The following is a 19,329-nucleotide window of genomic DNA, read 5'->3' on the forward strand; positions in this document are numbered from 1 at the left end:
ACAGGACGACAAAACATCGCCCAACCTGTGCAAACAACTTAACCGGAGTAAAACCAACAAAAACACCCACTATCCTTTGCAAGACATTTAAAGGATCAAACTTAAAAAAAACCAACACACTGATTAAATGACGATTAACAACACAAACCCAGCATTCTCGCGCGCGCCACGGCATGCGTACGGCGTTCGACGCCCAACTTTGCATGAATCCGCCGGACATGAGTTTTAACGGTATGCAACGAGATGAACAACTTGTCCGCTATTTGTTTATTGGAACTTCCCGCCGCAATCAACCCCAACACTTGCGACTCTCTCAAACTTAATGAATTTTCACTCTCGCCACTTTCAGAAAACTGATGTCCGGATAATGATTCAGATCGAATAACCGTCGCGGCATCATCGAACTTCATGACCAGGCACTGCAAGTTGAACTGGCAGGCCAGCATGCGGCCCTTGTCGAAATACTGCCGGGCAGATTCCCGATCATTGAGAATTGATGCCACCTCGCTCATTGCCAGCAGCAACTCGGTTTCCAGAACAATCATCCGGCAAGACCGAGCCTGCTCGAGCAGAGACTGCAATCGCAGCACGGGCTGCTGCGTCTGCCCCAAACGGGTCTCGGCCAGAATCAGCAAACACTCGATACGCGGAATCAGTTCCAGCGTTGCCGGCGGCGCCTGCCGTGCCCGCGGGCCACGATAATGCCTGAGCACTCGACTCAACGCTTCGCGAGCCAGTTCTGGCCGCCCTTGTTGCAGCCAGAATTCACTGCTGAGCTGCAGCAGAACGCCGCGATAGACCGTGTCCGGAATCTGCCGCTGCTGCATGAGCCGCTCGGCATCACGCAGACGCATGAACGCCTGCGGGTAATCGCCCTGATCGGCGGCCAGTTGCGCCTGCCCCAAAAAGCCATAAAGCACCCGCTTGTCAAAGCTGCACAGGCAATCGTCGAGCCCTTGTTGAAAGAATCCGGCGGCCCGATCCTGCTGTCCCATGCTCAGCGCCAACCGCCCGCGACGCAGGGCAATACGGCCCAGCAACGGCGTCGGCCGCTCGACAGACAAGCCGAGCATGTCGCAAAGATTGGCCAGCAAATCTTCGGCACGAGCCGACGCGCCCCGTTGCTCCAGCAGTTGGGCGTGATCCAGTTCCAGCAACGCTTCGAACAGCAATGAACCCTCAGCCCGGGCCAGGCACAGCGCTTCACGATTGATCGAATGAGCCAGCTCCAGATCACCGCACAGCAACGCCTGCTGAGTGCGGCCCGACAGGCACAAAAGACGCGCCGCCCAGGCCTGCGGCGAAAGATCGTTCAAGGCCTGTTCGAAATGCTCGCGCGCCTCGTCCATGTGCCCCTGCAAATGCAACAGCCAGCCTTGCTGAGCCTGCCAGCGGGCGATCAATTGCCTTTGCTGTCCAGCTGACGGTGGCGGTAAAAAACGCGACAGTTGCCCGATGCAATCCGCCGCTTGAGTAAATCGTCCGGCGAACAGCAGCGCTGCCGTGATCAGCCCGACCAGTTGCGCCGAACCCAGCAGCAATTCCTCGCCGCGCTGCTCGTAGAGACGCAGTAGCAACACAACAGTCTGCTCCTCGAACAGGTGCTCGAAGCTGAAGTGCTGCAGCAGGCTCACCGCGACCTCGTACTCTTCGGCCAGCAACGCCTGTTCGAAGGCGCATTTCCAATGCTGCCCGGCAGCAAACCATTGGCAGGCCCTGCGATGCCAGGAACGTCCGGCCGACCAGGGTTCGTCGCGCATCAGACGCGATAGCGGAGCGCACACCTGCAACCAGTCCGGCGATCCTTGCCAGGGTTCGATAAAACACCCGAGCGTTTGCAGCGTGCGCATCCACTGCGCCCCTTCGCCGGCACCGAACAGGTGATCGCACAGACTGGCGTTGAACCGCGGCAAATGTGCCAACACCCGCCAGGCCTCTGCCAGCTCCGGGCTCAAACCACTGAACAGTTCGTGTTGCAGATAGTCCAGCAAGGTGTCCATGCGTTGCTGCGGCAAGGTCTTTTGCGACCAGTCGCATTTTTGCATCAACAGGATCCGCACCCCGGCGCACCACCCACCGCTGCGCTGGAGGATTCGCCCGGCTACGTCGTCGGCCTGGGCTGGCGGAAGGTGCCGCAACAATTGCGCGATCTCGCCACGACTCAACGCCAGCGCCGCGCGTTCGCACTCGTACAAGGCATCATCGAGCAGCAGGCGCGGCCAGTTGCATTGCGGGCGCCGACGGGGCCGATCCACCAGGTGACGGCAGGGCTGGCAAGCGCCAGCAGGCGGTCGAGGAGCGCATCCAGCGCCGGGTCTTCAACACGGCAGTAATCGTCGAGAAACACCCAGACCGGCGAGGACCGGCGCGCCAGTTCATTTAGCAACGACGACTCATCCGCCGCTGCCAGCCCGAATGCCTGCGCCAGTCGCTCGCAAAATGCCGCGACACTTATCGACATGCCCGCCAGCGGCAGCCAGCACACCGTGCATTCGAGGGGCGCCTGCAACAGGCATTCGGTGAACAGCGTGCTCTTGCCACTGCCGGCCGGTGCGCAGATCAGCCGGACCCGTGCCGAGGACTCCAGCAATGATGCAGTCAGACGTGGACGTGGAAGATGATGAGCCGAGAGTCTGGGCAAGAATCCCGGACGATCCGGAGCGTGGGTCATGGCGGTCATCGGGTACGCCTTTTTATCGTTGTACGCTCACCCTAGTCCTCTCCCCGGTGCTTGTTGACGAGTATTCAGTACGCTGATTGGCGCCCATAAAAAAGGCGACCGTATGGTCGCCTTTTGCCTTGCCAATGTATCGAAACCCTTACCTCACGCCCTCGGCGCGCAGGGCCGACGGGGTGTAGTCGGCGGCCTTGGCTTCGAAGCCGAATTCGAAGCTGTGCTTCTCTTCGTTCTTCATCCCCAGGGCAATGTAGCGGCCGGCGATGATGTCGTAGAGCGCTTCGAGGGTGTAGGCCTGGGCCTGGTGATCGTAGTAGTACTGCGCGTGTCCCTCGGCCACTCGCCACAGCTGCCCGCGACCGTCGTAGTGATCGGCCAGCGCCACTTGCCAGCTGTCCTCGTCGATGTACATGTGGCGCTTGGCGTAGATGTGCCGCTCGTTCGGTTTCACCGTGCCGACCACTTCCCAGACCCGGTGCAGTTCATAGCGGGTCAGGTCCTGGTTGATGTGCCCCGCCTTGACGATGTCGTCGTACTTGAGACTCGGCGAGTCGAGCTTGTAGCTGTTGTACGGAATGTACATTTCTTTCTTGCCGATCAGTTTCCAGTCGTAGCGGTCCGGCGCGCCGGAAAACATGTCGAAGTTGTCCGAGGTGCGCAGGCCGTCGGCAGCGGTGCCCGGCCCGTCATAGGCGACCTGCGGCGCACGCCGCACCCGGCGCTGCCCGGCGTTGTAGATCCATGCCAGGCGAGGTTCCTTCACCTGATCGAGGGTCTCGTGCACCAGCAGCACGTTACCGGCCAGACGCGCCGGCGCTGTCACCGACTGTTTGAAGAAAGTCAGAACGTTGGCGGCTTTTTCCGGATCGAGATCCTTCATCAGTTGCGGCACGGCGATCTCTTCTTCAAAGCGGATCGGCGTGTAGCTGCCATTGGTTTGCGGGGTCACCTGCGTGATGATCCGCCGCAGGTTGCCGCCGTGATAACGGGTGATGTGGTTCCACAACACCTCGACGCCATTTTTGGGAATGGGGAACGCGTAGTAGCGGTTACCGGTGAAATTGGCCAGTCCGTTGCCGTCGTTGATGCTGGTGACGTTCAGCGCGCTGCGTTTGGCCGATTCGTAGATTTCCGGCGGCACGGCCACGGTGCGATGGGTCGGGTAGACCGGGATCTTGTACGTCTCGGGGTAGCGCTTGAACATCGCCACCTGGCCGTCGGACAGTTTGTCCTTGTACTTGTCGACGTTGGCGGCGGTGATGGTGAACAGCGGTTTTTCACTGGCGAACGGGTCAGCCAGAAAGCCCTTGCCGTCGACCGCACCGGCGTTTTTCGGGATACCGCCGGTCCAGGCCGGAATCGAGCCGTCGGCGTTGCCGGCCTTCTCAGCGCCCAGCGGCGTGAGGCTGGTGCCAAGCTTGTTGGCTTCGTCCGGCGACACCGCCGCGATCACATTGGCGGCCAGGAGGCTCAGGGCCAGGACACCGCATTGCAGAATCATCTTGCGCATTGCATTCATCCTTCTCGGGCAGATCAGAAGTTCACACCGAAGCTCAGGGCCACGAAGTCACGGTCTTCGAGGGTGTTGTAGTCACCGCCGAAAAAATCGGTGTAACTCAGGCTCGCGGTATAGGTGTTGCGGTAGTCGGCATCGACCCCGACGCTGACGGCCTTGGCGCCTTCGTTGAACAGACCGTTGGGGCCATAACCGGCGACGTCGTGGGACCAGGACAGGTTGGGCTTGAGGTTGATCCCGCCGATCACGTTGGCGTAATCGAGGATCGCCCGGGCGCGATACCCCCAGGAGGTGGAGGTGACGAAACCGTCGGTGTCACCGCCGAAACCGTACTGGCCGTAGACCGAGTCACGGCCGTAACGCAGTTTGCTGCGCGACTCCAGGCCACCGACCCGCACCACCGCCGCTTCGCCGACCAGGGTCAGACGCTGAGCGCCCCAGACCTGATCGAAAAAGTGCGTCAGCGTGCTCTGGATCTGGGTCACTTCCTTGCGTCGGTAGCCCTTGTTGTCAGCACCCGGCGAGGTAACCAGCGGCGACGCGGCACCGCCGGCAATCGGATTGAGCAGCGCAAGGGTCAGGTCATTGGTGTTGACCTGCACCGGCGCGTTGGGGCGGTAGCTGATCTCGCCGGTCCAGGCGGTGCCGGTCGGCAGCGTGGTAGAGAAACTCGCGCCATACAAGCGGATGTCTTCCGGGTATTCGAGGTAGTACTGACCACGCCCGAGCATCACGCTTTGCGCCAGTCCCGATCCACTGCCGGGCGCCAGCCGGTTGGCGATCCCGACCATGCCCGGCAAGGCCGCGAGGGTCGACAGGCCGGCGGTGCTGGTGCCAACCGTCGGCGTGCGGCTGTGATAGTTCATGAAGTAGAGGCCGTACTCGGTGTCATCGCCGAGCCAGCGCAACGCCGTGCCCCATTGCCCGGAATCCCGCGCATCGCGGTCGCCGCCACGGGGCACGATCACGCCTTCGCGGGTCACCTGGATCGGCTGGCCAAAGGCTGCCGCCAGCGGCGCCAACGGGGCGATCGCCGGGCTGCCGACGGTGTAACCGTTGTTGCAACCGTCCGCCGCCACGTCGACACCGAAGAAGGTGCCGCAGTTGTCGAGGACGGTCTGATCCCATTCCAGTTGATAGAAGCCTTCGACCGTCAGTTGGTCGGTGAGCCCCTGAGAGGCGAACAGCATGTTCACCGGAATCAGCCCTTCCTTGATCTCCGCACCTGGCCGGCGAAACGCCGAGACGTCGATCGGGTTGATGCTGTTGATCGAGTTGCCGATGAAGGTACTTTCGCCCCAGCTCACTACTTGCTTACCGGCACGCACGGTGCCCGGCAGGTCGGCGATGGAGTAGTTGTGATAGACGAACGCATCAAGAATCTGCGCGCCGGAAGACTTCGCGCCTTCTTTGCGACCCTTGTCACTGATCTGTTTGAACTCGCGGTCTTCGTCCTTGAGTTCGAAGTCGTACCAGTACTTGCCGCGCACGAACACACCGGTGTCGCCGTACTTCAGTTCGAGGTCGTGGATGCCTTTGAAGATCTTGGAAAAGGTCTCGCCCTTCTTGAAGTTCAAACGCCCGTCATCACCGGTGGAAGACTGGCCGGTCCCGCCGTTGACAGTCCCCACCAGCGACTTGTCGGCATCGCGCATGCCCCAGCTCGCACCGACCGACAGCGACGAATCGAAGGTGCCTTCGATTTCCCCGATATTGAAAGCGACCGCGTGCGCCTGGGCACAGCAACCCAAGGCCACCGCAGCGGCAAGCGCGTGCGGTGTGAAGATGGCGCGCATTGTTGTTTTTGTCATGCGTCTTCCCCGGTGAGTGACAGAAGACCCCACCCTACTGCCGCCACGCAGGGACGATAAGCGCACCAAGGAGGTATTCACACTGTCGCTCAAAAGGATGAATCCCCGCCTGCAGCAAGGCTTTGCGCCCGCCATGAACAGGCTGGATGGATCACTATCAACGCAACGGATAATGACGACCCCGGTGCGCGCCACTGTTACATGCCCCGTAACAGTGCATGTCCGGAATCGCTATTTTTCCCTGAGGCGCCAGCCCTTATTCTGAGCGGGCTTTCACGGCAGACCGCCAGTAAGCACGAAGTCCACGACCGAGTCGTTGGCAATGATTTCTGATCGATCGAAGCGTTTTTCGATCCATCGCCCCGGTGTTCACTGACGTTGATTTGTAGCTCCTTGATCCAACGTCTTACCTTGGCCGCTGCGTTTGCAGCGGCCTTTTTTATGCCTGCTGAAAAGCCGAACGCCCTATCTTTCGAACAACTTCGAAAACAATGTCGGACATTTCCTCTTGCACCAAAGAAATATGACCTGAACGTTGAAAACCCAGGAACCCTCTTTCAAAACGAAACACCATTACTTACGGAGCTCTCGGATTTTGTAACCAGAGTTTTGTTGTAACTTGAAGCACCTCAAACATTCGCTGGCGACACAGGCGCCGCTTTCAACAGCACCATTTTGCCAGTGAGCCAACACGCACATTCAAAAGGATATGAATATGCAGAAACCTCCACCCTTTGTATTAACAGAGGCTGTCCATACGACAGCAATTGCACCGCCAAACACTCCCATCATTCGCGGGACATCCCCTGTTCTGCCCCATAGCGGCACGTTTGGCATCCCACATAACGTTGTAGCCAGTTCGCGGGAGTTCACTGCTGCGAAACTAAAGATTGAACAGGACTTTCAATCTCAGAACCAACAACTGGTGCAATCGATTGAGCAGGAACTCGCCGCAACACGTCTGGAAGGCAATACCCATCCGCTTCCTCCCGCGCAAGCAATCACTCGAGAGCTAGGAGTACGCCACACACTTATTGCTAGAAAGACCGCTCAACTTCATCAAAAAAATATTCTTGTTAACCATTTTTTTGGGGAGACGCCACTCAATAAGGACTTCCATGTTTTTTATCGACAAGCGCAGAACATGGATAGCAACGTCAGGCCTCGTGGTCTTGCCATGCAGGCTTGGGCGACCTCGTACAGAGCCGCCCACGAAGCGATCTTGCTGACGCAATCCATCGCCATACTTAACCAGCAACAGGTCGGAGTACAAAAATGGCTGGCCGCCGTGCAGGCCAATGATCAAGAGCGAATAGCGGCTGAACAGCAAGCGCAAAGAGCGGCGGCCGAACTGGCGCGCATCAATGAACAGGCACGACTCGCAGCACTGGCAGAAACTGCGCGTCGGCAAAAAGAACAGCAGGAAATTCAGGCGCGTGAACAGGCGCGCGTTGCAGCGCTGCTCGAGGCGCAAAGGCTGGCGGATGAGCTGGCACAAATCGCCGCCGCAGCCGCTGCGCGACAAGTCGCCGCCGAGCAGGCACGCCTGCAAGCGCAAGCCGAAGTTCAGCGCCGCGAAGAGGAACGCCGGCAACTGGCTGAAAAAACACGTCGGGAAAAGCAGCAGAAAGCGCTGAGAAAAGCACAAAAGAAACAGCGAAAAAAAGCACGCAAGATCGCCAGGGAGCAGGCGCAACGGCAAGCCGAAAACGCCAAAACCGGACAACCTCCGCTCTTTGCCAATGCGGGTTCGATGGCCGCTTTGGGTCCCACCTTTACCGGCCCGCTCGGCGTTTTTGGCAACAACCTGGCCACGACTCTGGCGCTCAGAACTTCGCTGCAAACGGCGGTTTCTTTGGCGCTGGCTGCCATCTCCACTGCTGCCGCACCGGTGATCGTCGGGTTCGCGGCGTTGCTCGCCCCTTCAAAACTAGGGAACAGCGACCTGTATTCGGCCAGCGTTCCCTTGTCAGACCTCGCACCGGATCTGAATGAAGATCTTCATCACGTGGCGGCCGTCGGGGGAACAGTCGATCTGCCGGTCAGGCTGGGCTCGTCGACGATCGGCGACAAAGTCGAATTCGTCGTAGTCACGACGGACGGAGTGACAGTCCCCGCCCCTGTTCCCGTGAGAGCCGCTCGCTTCGACGCCAGTAAAAACGTCTACGTTTCCACCGCCAGCGACACCAACGGCCCCACGCTGACCTGGACGCCGTTGGTACAGCCACAAGATACCTCGACCCACCTGCCGCTGGCCGATAACGATCCTCCGGTCTACGACGGTGCTGAAGTTGTTCCAGACGAGGGACGGATCGATCCGTTTCCCGAGCTGGATCGGTATGGGTTTGGCGGGTTTATCACGGTCTTTCCAACTGAGTCCGGATTGTCGCCGTTGTATGTGGTTTTCAGCAGTCCCTATGAGGGAGGCGTTGAAGGTGGCGAGCACAGTGGCCGCGCGTTTAACCCCGAGGAAACAGGTGGACCAATTCTTGACTTGGAATGGTCCCCTGTAACTGCAACATCAGAAGGAGCAAGCACTGTGCGACTACACATCTCAAGATTTCCTGAATCGGCCGCCAATAAGGTAATGATTGATCGCCTGGAAAAAATCATCAGCGGAGAGCTTGAGATAACGGATACAGACAAGCGCTTCTACACTCATGAGTTGAGAGAGCTAGAAAGATTCAGAGCCTTGGGATATGGGGATAACGAACGACCTGATCCGAACTCTCCTGTGTGGAACAATGTTCACACAGCAACGCTGGAAGACTTCAAACTCAAAGACGATGCTTCGCTGCTGTACACACCTGAAGCGCTGGCCGCCGACGCAGAACAAGTGGAACTCGAATACCAAAGGTTGTTGAAGGAGATGTGGAAATGAATACTGTCGAACAAATCGTAAAAAACGAGTCCCTTGATGACATCGTTGCAGTGTTCGCGTTGATCAAAGCAAATCCACATCTGGACAGGATGATCAGACTCTATAACCGTGACATCCTCAAAGAGTATGGCGCACTCGAAAACGCCTACTCCCGCCTCTTCGCCGCCGGGGTACTTGCTCTCGGAGAGCACGGCCTGGCGATCAAAGGCCCGAACTGGTCCCCACCAAAATTCATGATCGAAAACAGATACACCTGATCGGCAAATCGGCCACCAGGCTCTCACCTAGTGGCCACTTCAGGTTACAACGAATACTTCTGCAGATTCCCCATCATTTCCTTCAGCGCTTCGATGTTGTCCTTCGGATGCGCCGCGCCTTCGAAATCACAGATCTGCTGCCAGTGCGCCGCGACGTCTTCCGGGGAAAACCCGACGCGAGGATCGAACCCGGCACCCAGGCTGCGCTCCCAGCGCACCTTGCCCATCCAGCCGCCGCCGACTTCGAACAGGCCGGAAGTTTCCTGGCATTGTTCGCTGGCCAGGTACACCACCAGCGGGCTGACCAGCTCCGGTTTGAGTTGTTCGAACACTTGCGGCGGGATCAGGCCTTCGGTCATGCGCGTGCCGCCGGTGGGGGCGATGGCGTTGACCAGGATGTTGTTCTTGCGACCTTCGATGGCCAAGGTACGGGTCAGGCCGTAGAGGCCGAGTTTGGCCATGCCGTAGTTGGACTGGCCGAAGTTGCCGTAGATGCCCGAAGTCGAGGCGGTGAAAATCACTCGCCCATAGTTCTGCTCACGCATGTGTGGCCACGCGGCGCGGGTCACCTTGTAAGCGCCTTCGACGTGGACGCGATAGACCAGATCCCAGTCGGCGTCCTCCATCTTGTGGAAAGTCTTGTCGCGCAGGATCCCGGCGTTGTTGACCACCACATCGACACGGCCGAACACATCGAGCGCATTCTGCACCAGTTTGTCGCCGTCGGTGACCGAGTCATGGTTGGCTTCGGCGATACCGCCGGCCTCGCGGATTTCCGCCACCACGCGGTCGGCAGCCGAAGCGTTGGCGCCTTCGCCTTGGGTCGAACCGCCGAGGTCGTTGACCAGCACTTTGGCGCCCTGTCTGGCGAACAGCAAAGCATGAGCGCGTCCGAGGCCACCACCGGCTCCGGTGACGATCACGACTTTATCTTCGAAACGCACAGAATCATTCATCGGGGCAACTCCAGCAGACCTGAGGGACAGTGTCCCTGAGTGTCAGGCACAGAGCGTGCGGTCACAACGAACACGGCAGGGGCTGAATGGTGCGCGATAAGGCTGGGGGATGATGAAACGTGCCGAGGCGTCAGGCGCCTCGGGCACCAAGTCAGGAGCACGCCACCTTGCGCGGCGGCAACACGAAGTGATCGCGAAATTCGAGGTAGTGCTTGAGCACCTGCACCGGCGCTTCGGTTTGCGGGTAGTGGCCGATGCCCGGCAACAGCACGGTGTCCGCGTCGGGAATCAGCTGGCGATAACGCTCGACCATGTGCGCGCCGGAAATCGGATCGACCTCGCCATCGATCACCCGCAACGGCACCTCGCCGCGCTGCATCGCTGCGACCCAGCGATCACGCTGGACCCTGCGCTCGGGAATGTAGTGGATCAGCTTGTGCATGACTCGCGGCCCACGATTGCATTCGATCAGGCTCCAGAAATCATCCATCTCGCTTTCGCTGGGCCGGGTGTCCGGGCCGAAGATCTGCCGGAAACTTTTTACCAGCGCATCGCGGGTAAACGCCCGGCCGATCATCCAGCCCAACGGACTGAGCAACAGTTTTTGTGCCAGCAGCGGTCGGTGGGTTTCCGGGAACAGACCGCCGTTGAGGAACACGCAACTGGCGACCTCGATCCGGTCTTCGTAATGCCGGGCCAGCAGTTCCTGGGCAACGCTGTCGCCGTAGTCGTGGGCCAGAATGTGCACCGGTTGTTCGACCTGCAGATGCGCCAGCAAAGCCTGTTGCAGATCGGCCTGCTCCAGCAGGCTGTAAGTGTGATTCAGGGGTTTGGCCGAGTCGCCGAAGCCGAGCATGTCGCAGGCAATCACCCGGTAGCGCTGGGACAGCGGTTGCCACAGGTAATGCCAGTCCCAACTGGCCGTCGGAAAGCCATGGATCAGCAGCAGCGGTTCGCCCTGCCCGGCCGTCCAGTAGCGGATCGGCTGACCATGGAAGACAAAAGTCTGGCTGCGTTTGCGCCAGGCACTCAGAGGGATCTCGGCGAGAGGCATTAGAGTTTATACCCCGGGTCTTGTTTATCGAGTTTGCGCAGCAGCGCCGGCCAGGCCAGCGCGCCACCCATGCCTTGAGCACTTTTGGTGACGCCGGCGATCATCGCCTTGGCGCCTGCCAGAATCTGCGGTTCGATGGCGATCAGTTCGGCACCGCCGGTCTGCGCCATGACCTGAATGTCGCAGGCGCGCTGGAAGGTGAACATCATCAGGAACGTGTCGGCGATGGTGCCGCCACAGGTCAGCAGACCATGGTTGTGCAGCATCAGGAAATTGCAGTCACCGAGATCCGCCTGCAACCGCGCTTTCTCTTCATGGTTCAGGGCCACACCTTCATAGGCATGAAAGGCCAGGCTCGACAGCACGAACAGCGATTGCTGACTGATCGGCAACACGCCCTGCTTCTGCGCCGACACCGCGACACCGGAAGCGGTGTGGGTGTGCAGCACGCAGGCCACGTCGTGCCGCACTTCGTGCACGGCGCTGTGGATCGTGTAACCGGCGGGATTGATCTCGTAAGGGCTGTCCATGAGTTTGTTGCCGGCCTGGTCGACCTTCACCAGACTCGAGGCGGTGATCTCATGGAACATCAGGCCGAACGGGTTGATCAGGAAATCTTCGGTGCCGGGCACCTTGGCGGAAATGTGGGTGAAGATCAGATCGTCCCAGCCATGCAGCGCGACCAGACGATAACAGGCGGCCAGATCGACCCGGGTCTGCCATTCCGCGGCACTGACCTGGTCTTTGACGTTCACGGACGAAGGGACGGGGGCTACGCTCACTGTATGCACCTCTGCGTTCTTATTGTTTTTGCGTGTGTCAGCAGTCTAGTCAGCCATGGACGGCCGCGTAGTTGCATTGGCAGCCAGCTTGATGACTGAACGAGTCAGCCACGCAAACAGCTTGGATCCATGTCAAAGCAACGACGCCAACAAAGGCGCGGCGAACAGATTGAGCAACCCCGTCAGCACCATCACCAACCCCGCCACCGAACCTTCCTCGCCGCCCACTTCATGGGCCCGGCTGACCCCGGCACCGTGCGCACCGACGCCGAACAATGCCCCGCGCGCCAGGGCGCTGCGCAGCGGCAGCCACTTGAGCAGCACACCGCCGAGCATGGCACCGAACACTCCGGTGAACATCACGAACACCGCTGTCAGCTCCGGCACGCCACCCAGGTCCTGCGCCAGCGGCATGGCGAACGGTGTGGTGATCGAACGCGGCACCAGCGACAGCGTCACCGAACTGTCCAGCGCCAGTGCTTTCGCGAGGCCGAACGAAGTGCCAATCGACGCGGCGCTGCCGGCCAGCATGCCCAGCAGCAACGCCGACCAATGCCGCACCAACAAACGCCGCTGCTGCCAGATCGGCACCGCAAACGCCACGGTGACCGGCCCGAGCACCAGCATCAACCAATGGGTGTTACTCGAATATTCGGCGTAAGCGGTGTGCAGCGGCACGGCAAGCGCCAGCAGCAACGCAGGGACCAAAATCAGGGGCGACAGCAAGTAGCGCCCGGTCCGGCGATACAGCCAGCGACTGAACAGATAAGCCAGCAACGTGAATGCCAGCCAGAACATCGGCATCAGCTCAAGCTTCATGGGACCGCCTCAGGCGCACGGCCAGCTCCACGGTGAACGCGGTCACCAGCATCACCATCAGCGTACTGGCGGCGATCACCAGCAGAATCCGCCAGCCGTCGTCACGCAGCAATGCGCCGTAATCCAGCAGGCTCATCAGCGCCGGAATGAAGAACAGCAGCATCTCCGCCATCAACAACCCTGCGCCCATTTGCAGCGCCGCCGGTTTGACCCAGCCAAGCGCAAAGCCCAGCAGCAACAGGGCCATGCCGATCACGCCGCCGGGAATCGGCCAGGCCAGCCACGCTGCGATCTGGCAGCCGAGCAGGTAGAGAGCGAGCAGCACGGCCAGTTCGGACAGCAGGCGGGAGAAGTATTTAACGGTCGAGGCTTTCATCGGTGGGCTCCTTTCAGGTGCCTATTTTACGAACCCTACTGCCATCTCCGAAGCGAATTGTTAGACTCAAAGCCATTCCAATATGGAATCAGGCCATGGAATTCAAACAGCTCAAAAGCTTCGTCGAAGTGATGCACCAAGGCGGCTTCACCCAAGCCGCGAAGACCCTGCACATCAGTCAGTCCGCCGTGAGCAAGCAGATCGCCCAGCTCGAACAGAGCCTCGGCACCCCATTGCTCGAACGGCTGGGTTCGCAAATACGCCTGACCGCCGCCGGCAGCGTGGTGCTGCAACGGGCAGAAGGCATGCTGCGGTTGCGCAATGAATTGCTCAGCGAGCTGGATGACCTCAGCCATCTGGCACGCGGCGAGTTGCGTCTCGGGTTGCCATTGCTCGGCAGCGATGCGTTGTTCGCCGGGTTGTTTGCCGAATACCGACGGCGCTATCCGAACATCAGCGTACAGTTGCTTGAGGGTGGCAGTCGCAACATCGAACAGGCGGTGCTCAGCGGGGAGCTGGAGTTGGGCGGCAGCCTGCTGCCGAAAGATCCGCAGTTCGACTTTCAGCCGTTCTGCGATGAACCGCTCGATGCGCTGCTACCGGTGGATCACCCACTGGCTACAAAAGGTGAAATCGGTCTGGAGGAACTGGCCGATACGCCGTTCCTGCTGTATCAGCGCAGTTTCGTGCTCAACGATCGTTTGCTTCAGGCGTGCCAGCAGATGGGCTTCACGCCGAAGGAAGGCGGGCGCAGCGGGCAGGCGGATTTTCTCGCGGCGCTGGTCGCCGCCGGGCAAGGCGTGGTGTTGCTGCCCAGCGTGGTGGCGCGCGGACTGGTGCGGCCAGGCGTGGTGCGCCTGACCCTGAACGCGCCGGATTACTTGCGCTGGGATATCGCTTTCATCTGGCGCCGGGGTGCCTATCTTTCAAAGGCTGCACAGGCTTGGCTGGCGCTGCTGCGTGAACGCGGGATCAGCCCTTGAGCGTGGCGATCAACTGTTCCAGCCAAGGCTCGGCGTCGGTTTCCGGGGTGACGCTTTCGCTGGCGTCGATGCGCAGCATGTCCTGCACTTCGCGCACACCCAGTTCGCCGAACAACTCGCGCAATTGCTCGCCGCCGCCGCAGAACGTGTCGCCGTAGCTCGCGTCGCCCAAAGCGATCACCGCGCCAGGCAAACCACGCCATGCCGCCGGCAATTGGTCGCGAATGGCCGAATACAACGGTTGCAGGTTGTCCGGCAACTCGCCCATGCCGGTGGTCGAGGTCACGCCCAGCAAGGCTTCAGGGCCAAAGGCCTGGAGATCGGCGAGGCTGGCGCGGGAGTTGTAGAAGGTTTCAAAACCGGCGGCGTTCAACAGGCTCTGAGCGTGGCGAGCGACTTCTTCGGCCGTGCCGTACACCGAGCCGGAGAGGATGGCGACTTTCATCAATCTGATCCTGAAACTGAAAAAAAGAGCGGCGATAGTAACAGCCAGCGGTGCCCTATTGCGATTGGCTCTCGATAAGCGCTGATGGCCAGTAGACAGCGCCGGTCGATCTTCTAGAATGCCTGCCACCGAAATCCTTGTAAGGCTTCATAGATGATCAATGCCAGTCTGCTGCAAATGGTGATCAACGCGTCGAACGAAGGGATCGTGGTGGCAGAAAAGGAAGGCGATCAGGACAACATCCTGATCTATGTGAACCCGGCCTTCGAAAAAATGACCGGCTACACCCGCGAAGAAATTCTCTATCAGGACTGTCGTTTCCTGCAGGCCGGGGATCGCGACCAGGCCAGTCTCGCCTTGATTCGTGAGGCACTGCAAAACGGTGGCTCATGCCGGGAAATCCTGCGTAACTATCGCAAGGACGGCACGCCGTTCTGGAATGAGTTGTCCCTGTCGACGATAAAAAATGCCGACGATGGACTGACCTATTTCGTGGGTGTGCAAAAGGATGTCACCGTTCAGGTCAAGGCCCAGCAGCGGGTTGTGCAACTGGAAGCCCGAGTTGCGGCGCTGGAAGCCGAACTCGCAGAACTGAAAGCGACGAACGGCGCAAACAAAACCGCGAACTAATTGTCATTAACTACAATCACCAAAGACTTTGTAATTATTCATTTCGAGTTAACCATGCAGCGTGACGCCCTCCTGACCCAGGATGAGCTGGATTTCATCCAGACCATGCAACACAACCCGCAACTCAATGTGCGGGATGCGACGTCGAGCCTGCTGGTCAATGGTGGTTCGCAGATCCGTGATTTGCTTACGCGCCTGGCGGCCCATGAGCAAGTCACCATCCAGGCCAACTTCGAAAATCAGCAGATGACTTTCCCGCTGCATCTGGTGGAAGACGAATTCCACGCCCTGCACCTGCGCCTGGGTGTACCGAGCATTTATGAAGACGGGCCGATGGTGCGTCCATGGCGCCTGACCCTGGAAGAGCCGGTGGCACTGGAAAATGCCAAGGGCCAGCCGGGAACGTTGTGGGTTCACGAGGTTTCGCACAAGGGTGTGTTGCTGGAAGTGCGCAACAAAACCAAACCGCCGAAGCACTTTGCGTTGTGGTTCAGCCCGTCAGGCTACGAGCGGATTTCCCTGCGCGGGACGTTCGAGCGGGAAACCGAAAACGGTTTTTATGCTTACGAGTTAAGCCAGAGCGATGCCGACGAAACCGAGCGTCTGCGCCAGTTCATCCTGCAACAGCATCGCCTGACCCACCCTGCCCTGCACACCTGATTCTCAGGTATCCAGCGTCCCTGCCAGGAACTGATTCATGCGCTGGCGCATGGTCGCCCCTTCGTTGCCCAGACAGCCAACCGATGATCCGGCCAGGCTGTCCTGCGCCAGATCGGCAGCATCGCCTGCCAGCATCAACTGACAATCCAGACTCAAGGCCAGACGATTCAGACGTCGCGGCAACTCTGCGGTCGGCGCGTGATTGGAAAACAGCACCAACGCCTGGGGCCGGGTCTTTTCGCACACCAGCGTCAGCTCGTCGAACGGCTGACCGGTGGTGAGCACACGAACGCCCGCGTCATTGCCGCTGAGAAACAGCGCCGCCACCAGCAATTCAAGCTCACGACATTGACCGGCCAGCGCGCTGACGATCACCTTGCGCGGTTGCGAGCCGCGCAGCACGACGATGCGCTGCAGCACCTTCGCTCGCAGAAAACCATCGAAGAACAGCCACTCGCTGGTCTGCCCGAACGCGTCCTGACGCTGGAGCATTTGCAGCCACAGCGGCATCAGGATGTCCTGAAACGCTACGGGCAAGGCATAGGAGGAGAAAATCTGTCCGTAGACCCGGTCAAGCAACTGATCGTCGAACGAGCTGACTGCCTGCCGGACCTGTTCCTGCCACTGGAGGTAGTCAGCCTGCACCAGGTCATCGGGAATTAAGTGGGCCAGCACCTTCATCGGCTCGGTCTTGGCGAGGATCTTGCCGATCTTGCTCACGGCGACACCCCGATCGATCCAGTCGACGATGCTGCGAACGCGCTCGATATCGGTCATGGAATACAAACGATGCCCACTTTCGGTGCGTGTCGGCTCGATCAAACCATACCGACGCTCCCAGGCGCGCAACGTGACCGGGTTCACGCCGGTCACGCGCGACACTTCGCGAATCGGGAAAAGCTCTTCGCGCTCCAGCGCAACAGATGCCTGCGAAGCAGGGCGAACGTCTGTAATGACAGGCATTTGGGCGGACACGTCCTTGTTGGCGAAGTTGGATCCCATTCTACTCCGGATGCCCCTCCCCGGTTCAACCGACGAAATGAGACGAAAGTCTCTGGTTTTGTCACGATAATCAGGAATAATCCTTGCTTGTCGAAAAACGCAGCCCTCTACCCCGGCGCTGCGTCAGGCGAAGCTCCTACCCGGAGCGACGCAAATGCAATACGGAGATACACAATGTCTACTTCCCCCGTCACGCTGATGGTCGCGCGTCGTGTCGCCAATGGTCGTTATCAGGATCTGATTGCCTGGTTGCGAGAAGGCGAACAACTGGCCACCGACTTCCCCGGTTACCTCGGCTCCGGCGTACTGGCCCCGCCTCCCGGCGACGATGAATTCCAGATCATCTTCCGCTTCGTCGACGAACAGACCCTGCACGCCTGGGAACACTCGGCATCGCGCACCGCCTGGCTGGCTCGTGGCAGCGATCTGTTTGCTCACCCGACGGAACATCGGGTCAGCGGAATCGAAGGCTGGTTCGGTGCAGCTGGCGCACGTCCTCCTCGCTGGAAGCAAGCGGTGGCGATCTGGCTGGCGTTCTTCCCGGTGTCGCTGCTGTTCAATTTCGTGCTGGGCCCGCTGCTCGCGGAAATGAGCCTGTTGACGAGGGTCTTCATCAGCACGCTCTGCCTGACCCCGTTGATGGTCTACTTCTTCATTCCGCTGTCGACCCGCCTGCTGGCCGGCTGGCTCAACCCGGCGCCTGCACGCCCGCTGCCTGCCGCACCCTCCACGCAAAATCGCTGAAGCCGTCGCTCGCGTCGCTGTTATAGTTTTTGCTCTGACTTCGACGCGAGCCGTACATGACTTCTCACACAGCTCCCATCCTCATCACCGGCGCCGGCCAGCGGGTCGGCCTGCATTGCGCGCAGCGTCTGCTGGAAGACGGTCATCGGGTGATCTTCACCTACCGCAGCGAACGGCCGGGTGTGAAGGCATTGCGGGATCTGGGCGCCCTCGGGCTGCACGCGGACTTTTCCAGTGAAGCCTCGATCCTCGCGTTCATCACCGAACTGAAGACCCACACCGACAGCCTGCGCGCCATCGTGCACAACGCCTCGGAATGGCTGGCGGAAACCGGTGACGGCGAAGCCGAAGCCTTTAGCCGGATGTTCAACATCCACATGCTGGCGCCGTACCTGATCAACCTGCATTGCGCCGAACTGCTGCAACGTTCGAGTCCTGCCGACATCATCCACATCAGCGATGACGTCACCCGCAAGGGCAGCAGCAAACACATCGGCTATTGCGCCAGCAAGGCCGGGCTCGACAGTCTCACGCTGTCCTTCGCCGCGCGCTACGCGCCGTCAATCAAGGTCAACGGCATCGCGCCAGCCCTGCTATTGTTCAATCCCGACGACGACGCGGCGTACCGCGCCAAGGCGCTGGCCAAGTCCGCGCTGGGCATCGAACCCGGCAGCGAAGTGATTTATCAGAGCCTGCGCTATCTGCTCGACAACCCGTATGTCACCGGCACGACCCTGACCGTCAACGGCGGGCGGCACGTCAAGTAATACGCCCCCGCGAGGATGCTCCATGACCCGTTCCCTGCCCGAGAATTACCGCGAGATCCTGATCGGTCTCGGTGAAAACCCTGACCGCGAAGGACTGCTCGACACGCCGGTGCGGGCGGCCAAAGCCATGCAGTATCTGTGTCACGGCTATGAACAGAGCGTCGACGAGATCGTCAATGGCGCGCTGTTTGCCTCCGACACCGACGAGATGATCATCGTCGCCGACATCGAGCTGTACTCGTTGTGCGAACATCACCTGCTGCCCTTCATCGGCAAGGCCCATGTGGCTTATATTCCGACGGGCAAGGTGCTGGGGCTGTCGAAGATCGCGCGGCTGGTGGACATGTTCGCCCGCCGCCTGCAGATCCAGGAAAACCTCACCCGCCAGATCGCCGAGGCGGTCCGACAAGTCACCGATGCCGCCGGTGTCGCGGTGGTCATAGAAGCCCGGCACATGTGCATGATGATGCGCGGTGTCGAGAAACAGAATTCGACCATGAACACCTCGGTCATGCTCGGCGCCTTCCGCGAGTCGAGCAACACCCGCCAGGAGTTCCTGCAATTGATTGGACGGAGCAAGTAAATGCCACAACTTCAACCGGGAATGGCGCGCATCCGGGTCAAGGATCTGCGCCTGCGCACCTTCATCGGGATCAACGAGGACGAAATCCTCAACAAGCAGGATGTGCTGATCAACCTGACCATCCTGTACGCCGCGCAGGAAGCGGTGCGAGACAACGACATCGACCACGCGCTGAACTACCGCACCATCACCAAGGCGATCATCGCCCATGTGGAAGGCAACCGTTTCGCGCTGCTCGAACGCCTGACCCAGGAGCTGCTGGATCTGGTGATGGCCAACGAATCGGTGCTGTACGCCGAAGTCGAAGTCGACAAGCCGCATGCGTTGCGTTTTGCCGAGTCGGTGTCGATCACTCTCGCCGCCAGCCGCTGAACGTGTCTGGCGCT

At 59.9% G+C, this 19,329-nt stretch carries 18 protein-coding genes and 1 pseudogene; 9 read left to right on the forward strand and 10 right to left on the reverse strand.

The window, feature by feature from the left end; translation table 11 throughout:
- Positions 1 to 134 precede the first annotated feature (134 nt).
- From EIY71_RS25480 to EIY71_RS25490, 3 genes and pseudogenes are all read right to left on the reverse strand, one after another.
- Positions 135 to 2,680, reverse strand: a pseudogene (locus EIY71_RS25480) (LuxR C-terminal-related transcriptional regulator).
- Positions 2,681 to 2,819: 139 nt separating this feature from the next.
- A complete protein-coding gene (locus tag EIY71_RS25485; protein ID WP_085746957.1) occupies positions 2,820 to 4,187 on the reverse strand; it encodes a DUF1329 domain-containing protein in 1,368 nt (455 codons plus the stop codon).
- A gap of 23 nt (positions 4,188 to 4,210) precedes the next feature.
- Positions 4,211 to 6,004 (reverse strand): DUF1302 domain-containing protein, encoded by a 1,794-nt coding sequence (locus tag EIY71_RS25490; protein ID WP_085746956.1) that lies wholly within the window; start codon positions 6,002 to 6,004, stop codon positions 4,211 to 4,213.
- A gap of 709 nt (positions 6,005 to 6,713) precedes the next feature.
- On the opposite strand from EIY71_RS25490, the gene EIY71_RS25495 reads away from it, so the two are divergent.
- Both EIY71_RS25495 and EIY71_RS25500 read left to right on the forward strand, forming a co-directional pair.
- Positions 6,714 to 8,885 (forward strand): S-type pyocin domain-containing protein, encoded by a 2,172-nt coding sequence (locus EIY71_RS25495; RefSeq protein ID WP_256584329.1) that lies wholly within the window; start codon positions 6,714 to 6,716, stop codon positions 8,883 to 8,885.
- Positions 8,882 to 9,142, forward strand: coding sequence for a hypothetical protein (locus EIY71_RS25500; RefSeq protein ID WP_007957240.1), 261 nt, complete (start codon positions 8,882 to 8,884; stop codon positions 9,140 to 9,142). The genes EIY71_RS25495 and EIY71_RS25500 overlap by 4 nt, the downstream gene beginning before the upstream one ends.
- Positions 9,143 to 9,186: 44 nt before the next feature.
- On the opposite strand, the gene EIY71_RS25505 is transcribed toward EIY71_RS25500, so the two are convergent.
- The 5 genes from EIY71_RS25505 to EIY71_RS25525 form a co-directional block, all read right to left on the reverse strand.
- Positions 9,187 to 10,098 carry an SDR family oxidoreductase gene (locus tag EIY71_RS25505; protein ID WP_134023591.1) on the reverse strand — a complete coding sequence of 304 codons (912 nt, stop codon included), beginning with the start codon at positions 10,096 to 10,098 and terminating at the stop codon, positions 9,187 to 9,189.
- A 151-nt stretch (positions 10,099 to 10,249) separates the two neighbouring features.
- Complete coding sequence (locus tag EIY71_RS25510) at positions 10,250 to 11,152, reverse strand: alpha/beta fold hydrolase (protein WP_134023593.1); 903 nt, start codon at positions 11,150 to 11,152, stop codon at positions 10,250 to 10,252.
- Positions 11,152 to 11,934, reverse strand: coding sequence for a class II aldolase/adducin family protein (locus tag EIY71_RS25515; RefSeq protein WP_085746952.1), 783 nt, complete (start codon positions 11,932 to 11,934; stop codon positions 11,152 to 11,154). Before EIY71_RS25515 ends, EIY71_RS25510 begins: the two co-directional genes overlap by 1 nt.
- Positions 11,935 to 12,066: 132 nt before the next feature.
- Positions 12,067 to 12,753: an LrgB family protein gene (locus EIY71_RS25520; protein ID WP_085746951.1), complete on the reverse strand. Its 687-nt coding sequence runs from the start codon at positions 12,751 to 12,753 to the stop codon at positions 12,067 to 12,069.
- Complete coding sequence (locus EIY71_RS25525) at positions 12,743 to 13,129, reverse strand: CidA/LrgA family protein (RefSeq protein ID WP_085746950.1); 387 nt, start codon at positions 13,127 to 13,129, stop codon at positions 12,743 to 12,745. Before EIY71_RS25525 ends, EIY71_RS25520 begins: the two co-directional genes overlap by 11 nt.
- A gap of 95 nt (positions 13,130 to 13,224) precedes the next feature.
- Here EIY71_RS25525 and EIY71_RS25530 point away from each other — a divergent pair, with 95 nt between their 5' ends.
- Complete coding sequence (locus tag EIY71_RS25530) at positions 13,225 to 14,112, forward strand: LysR family transcriptional regulator (RefSeq protein WP_085746949.1); 888 nt, start codon at positions 13,225 to 13,227, stop codon at positions 14,110 to 14,112.
- On the opposite strand, the gene EIY71_RS25535 is transcribed toward EIY71_RS25530, so the two are convergent.
- Positions 14,102 to 14,557 carry a flavodoxin gene (locus EIY71_RS25535; protein WP_085608096.1) on the reverse strand — a complete coding sequence of 152 codons (456 nt, stop codon included), beginning with the start codon at positions 14,555 to 14,557 and terminating at the stop codon, positions 14,102 to 14,104. The two genes, EIY71_RS25530 and EIY71_RS25535, sit on opposite strands and share 11 nt — an antisense overlap.
- A gap of 153 nt (positions 14,558 to 14,710) precedes the next feature.
- Between EIY71_RS25535 and EIY71_RS25540 the strand changes: the two genes are divergently transcribed.
- Positions 14,711 to 15,187, forward strand: coding sequence for a PAS domain-containing protein (locus EIY71_RS25540; protein WP_134023595.1), 477 nt, complete (start codon positions 14,711 to 14,713; stop codon positions 15,185 to 15,187).
- Positions 15,188 to 15,241: 54 nt separating this feature from the next.
- Positions 15,242 to 15,847 (forward strand): hypothetical protein, encoded by a 606-nt coding sequence (locus tag EIY71_RS25545; protein WP_085608095.1) that lies wholly within the window; start codon positions 15,242 to 15,244, stop codon positions 15,845 to 15,847.
- A 3-nt stretch (positions 15,848 to 15,850) separates the two neighbouring features.
- Here the strand turns inward: EIY71_RS25545 and EIY71_RS25550 are convergent, their stop codons facing one another.
- Positions 15,851 to 16,810 carry a MerR family transcriptional regulator gene (locus EIY71_RS25550; protein ID WP_134023597.1) on the reverse strand — a complete coding sequence of 320 codons (960 nt, stop codon included), beginning with the start codon at positions 16,808 to 16,810 and terminating at the stop codon, positions 15,851 to 15,853.
- Positions 16,811 to 17,023: 213 nt separating this feature from the next.
- Between EIY71_RS25550 and EIY71_RS25555 the strand changes: the two genes are divergently transcribed.
- From EIY71_RS25555 to folX, 4 genes are read left to right on the forward strand one after another with little or no spacing between them, the layout of a single operon-like run.
- The gene (locus EIY71_RS25555) at positions 17,024 to 17,593 is read left to right on the forward strand and encodes an antibiotic biosynthesis monooxygenase (RefSeq protein ID WP_085746946.1); all 570 of its coding nucleotides are present in this window, start codon (positions 17,024 to 17,026) and stop codon (positions 17,591 to 17,593) included.
- A gap of 56 nt (positions 17,594 to 17,649) precedes the next feature.
- Complete coding sequence (folM, locus tag EIY71_RS25560) at positions 17,650 to 18,360, forward strand: dihydromonapterin reductase (protein ID WP_134023599.1); 711 nt, start codon at positions 17,650 to 17,652, stop codon at positions 18,358 to 18,360.
- 22 nt (positions 18,361 to 18,382) lie between these two features.
- Entirely contained in the window at positions 18,383 to 18,943 is a 561-nt protein-coding gene (gene folE / locus EIY71_RS25565; protein ID WP_085746944.1) for a GTP cyclohydrolase I FolE, read from the forward strand.
- Positions 18,944 to 19,315, forward strand: a complete 372-nt coding sequence (gene folX / locus EIY71_RS25570) for a dihydroneopterin triphosphate 2'-epimerase (protein WP_007957207.1) — start codon at positions 18,944 to 18,946, stop codon at positions 19,313 to 19,315. It begins immediately after the preceding gene.
- Positions 19,316 to 19,329: the final 14 nt, after the last annotated feature.

It is taken from the genome of Pseudomonas sp. CH235 (assembly GCF_004368175.1).
Classification (GTDB): domain Bacteria; phylum Pseudomonadota; class Gammaproteobacteria; order Pseudomonadales; family Pseudomonadaceae; genus Aquipseudomonas; species Aquipseudomonas paraglycinae.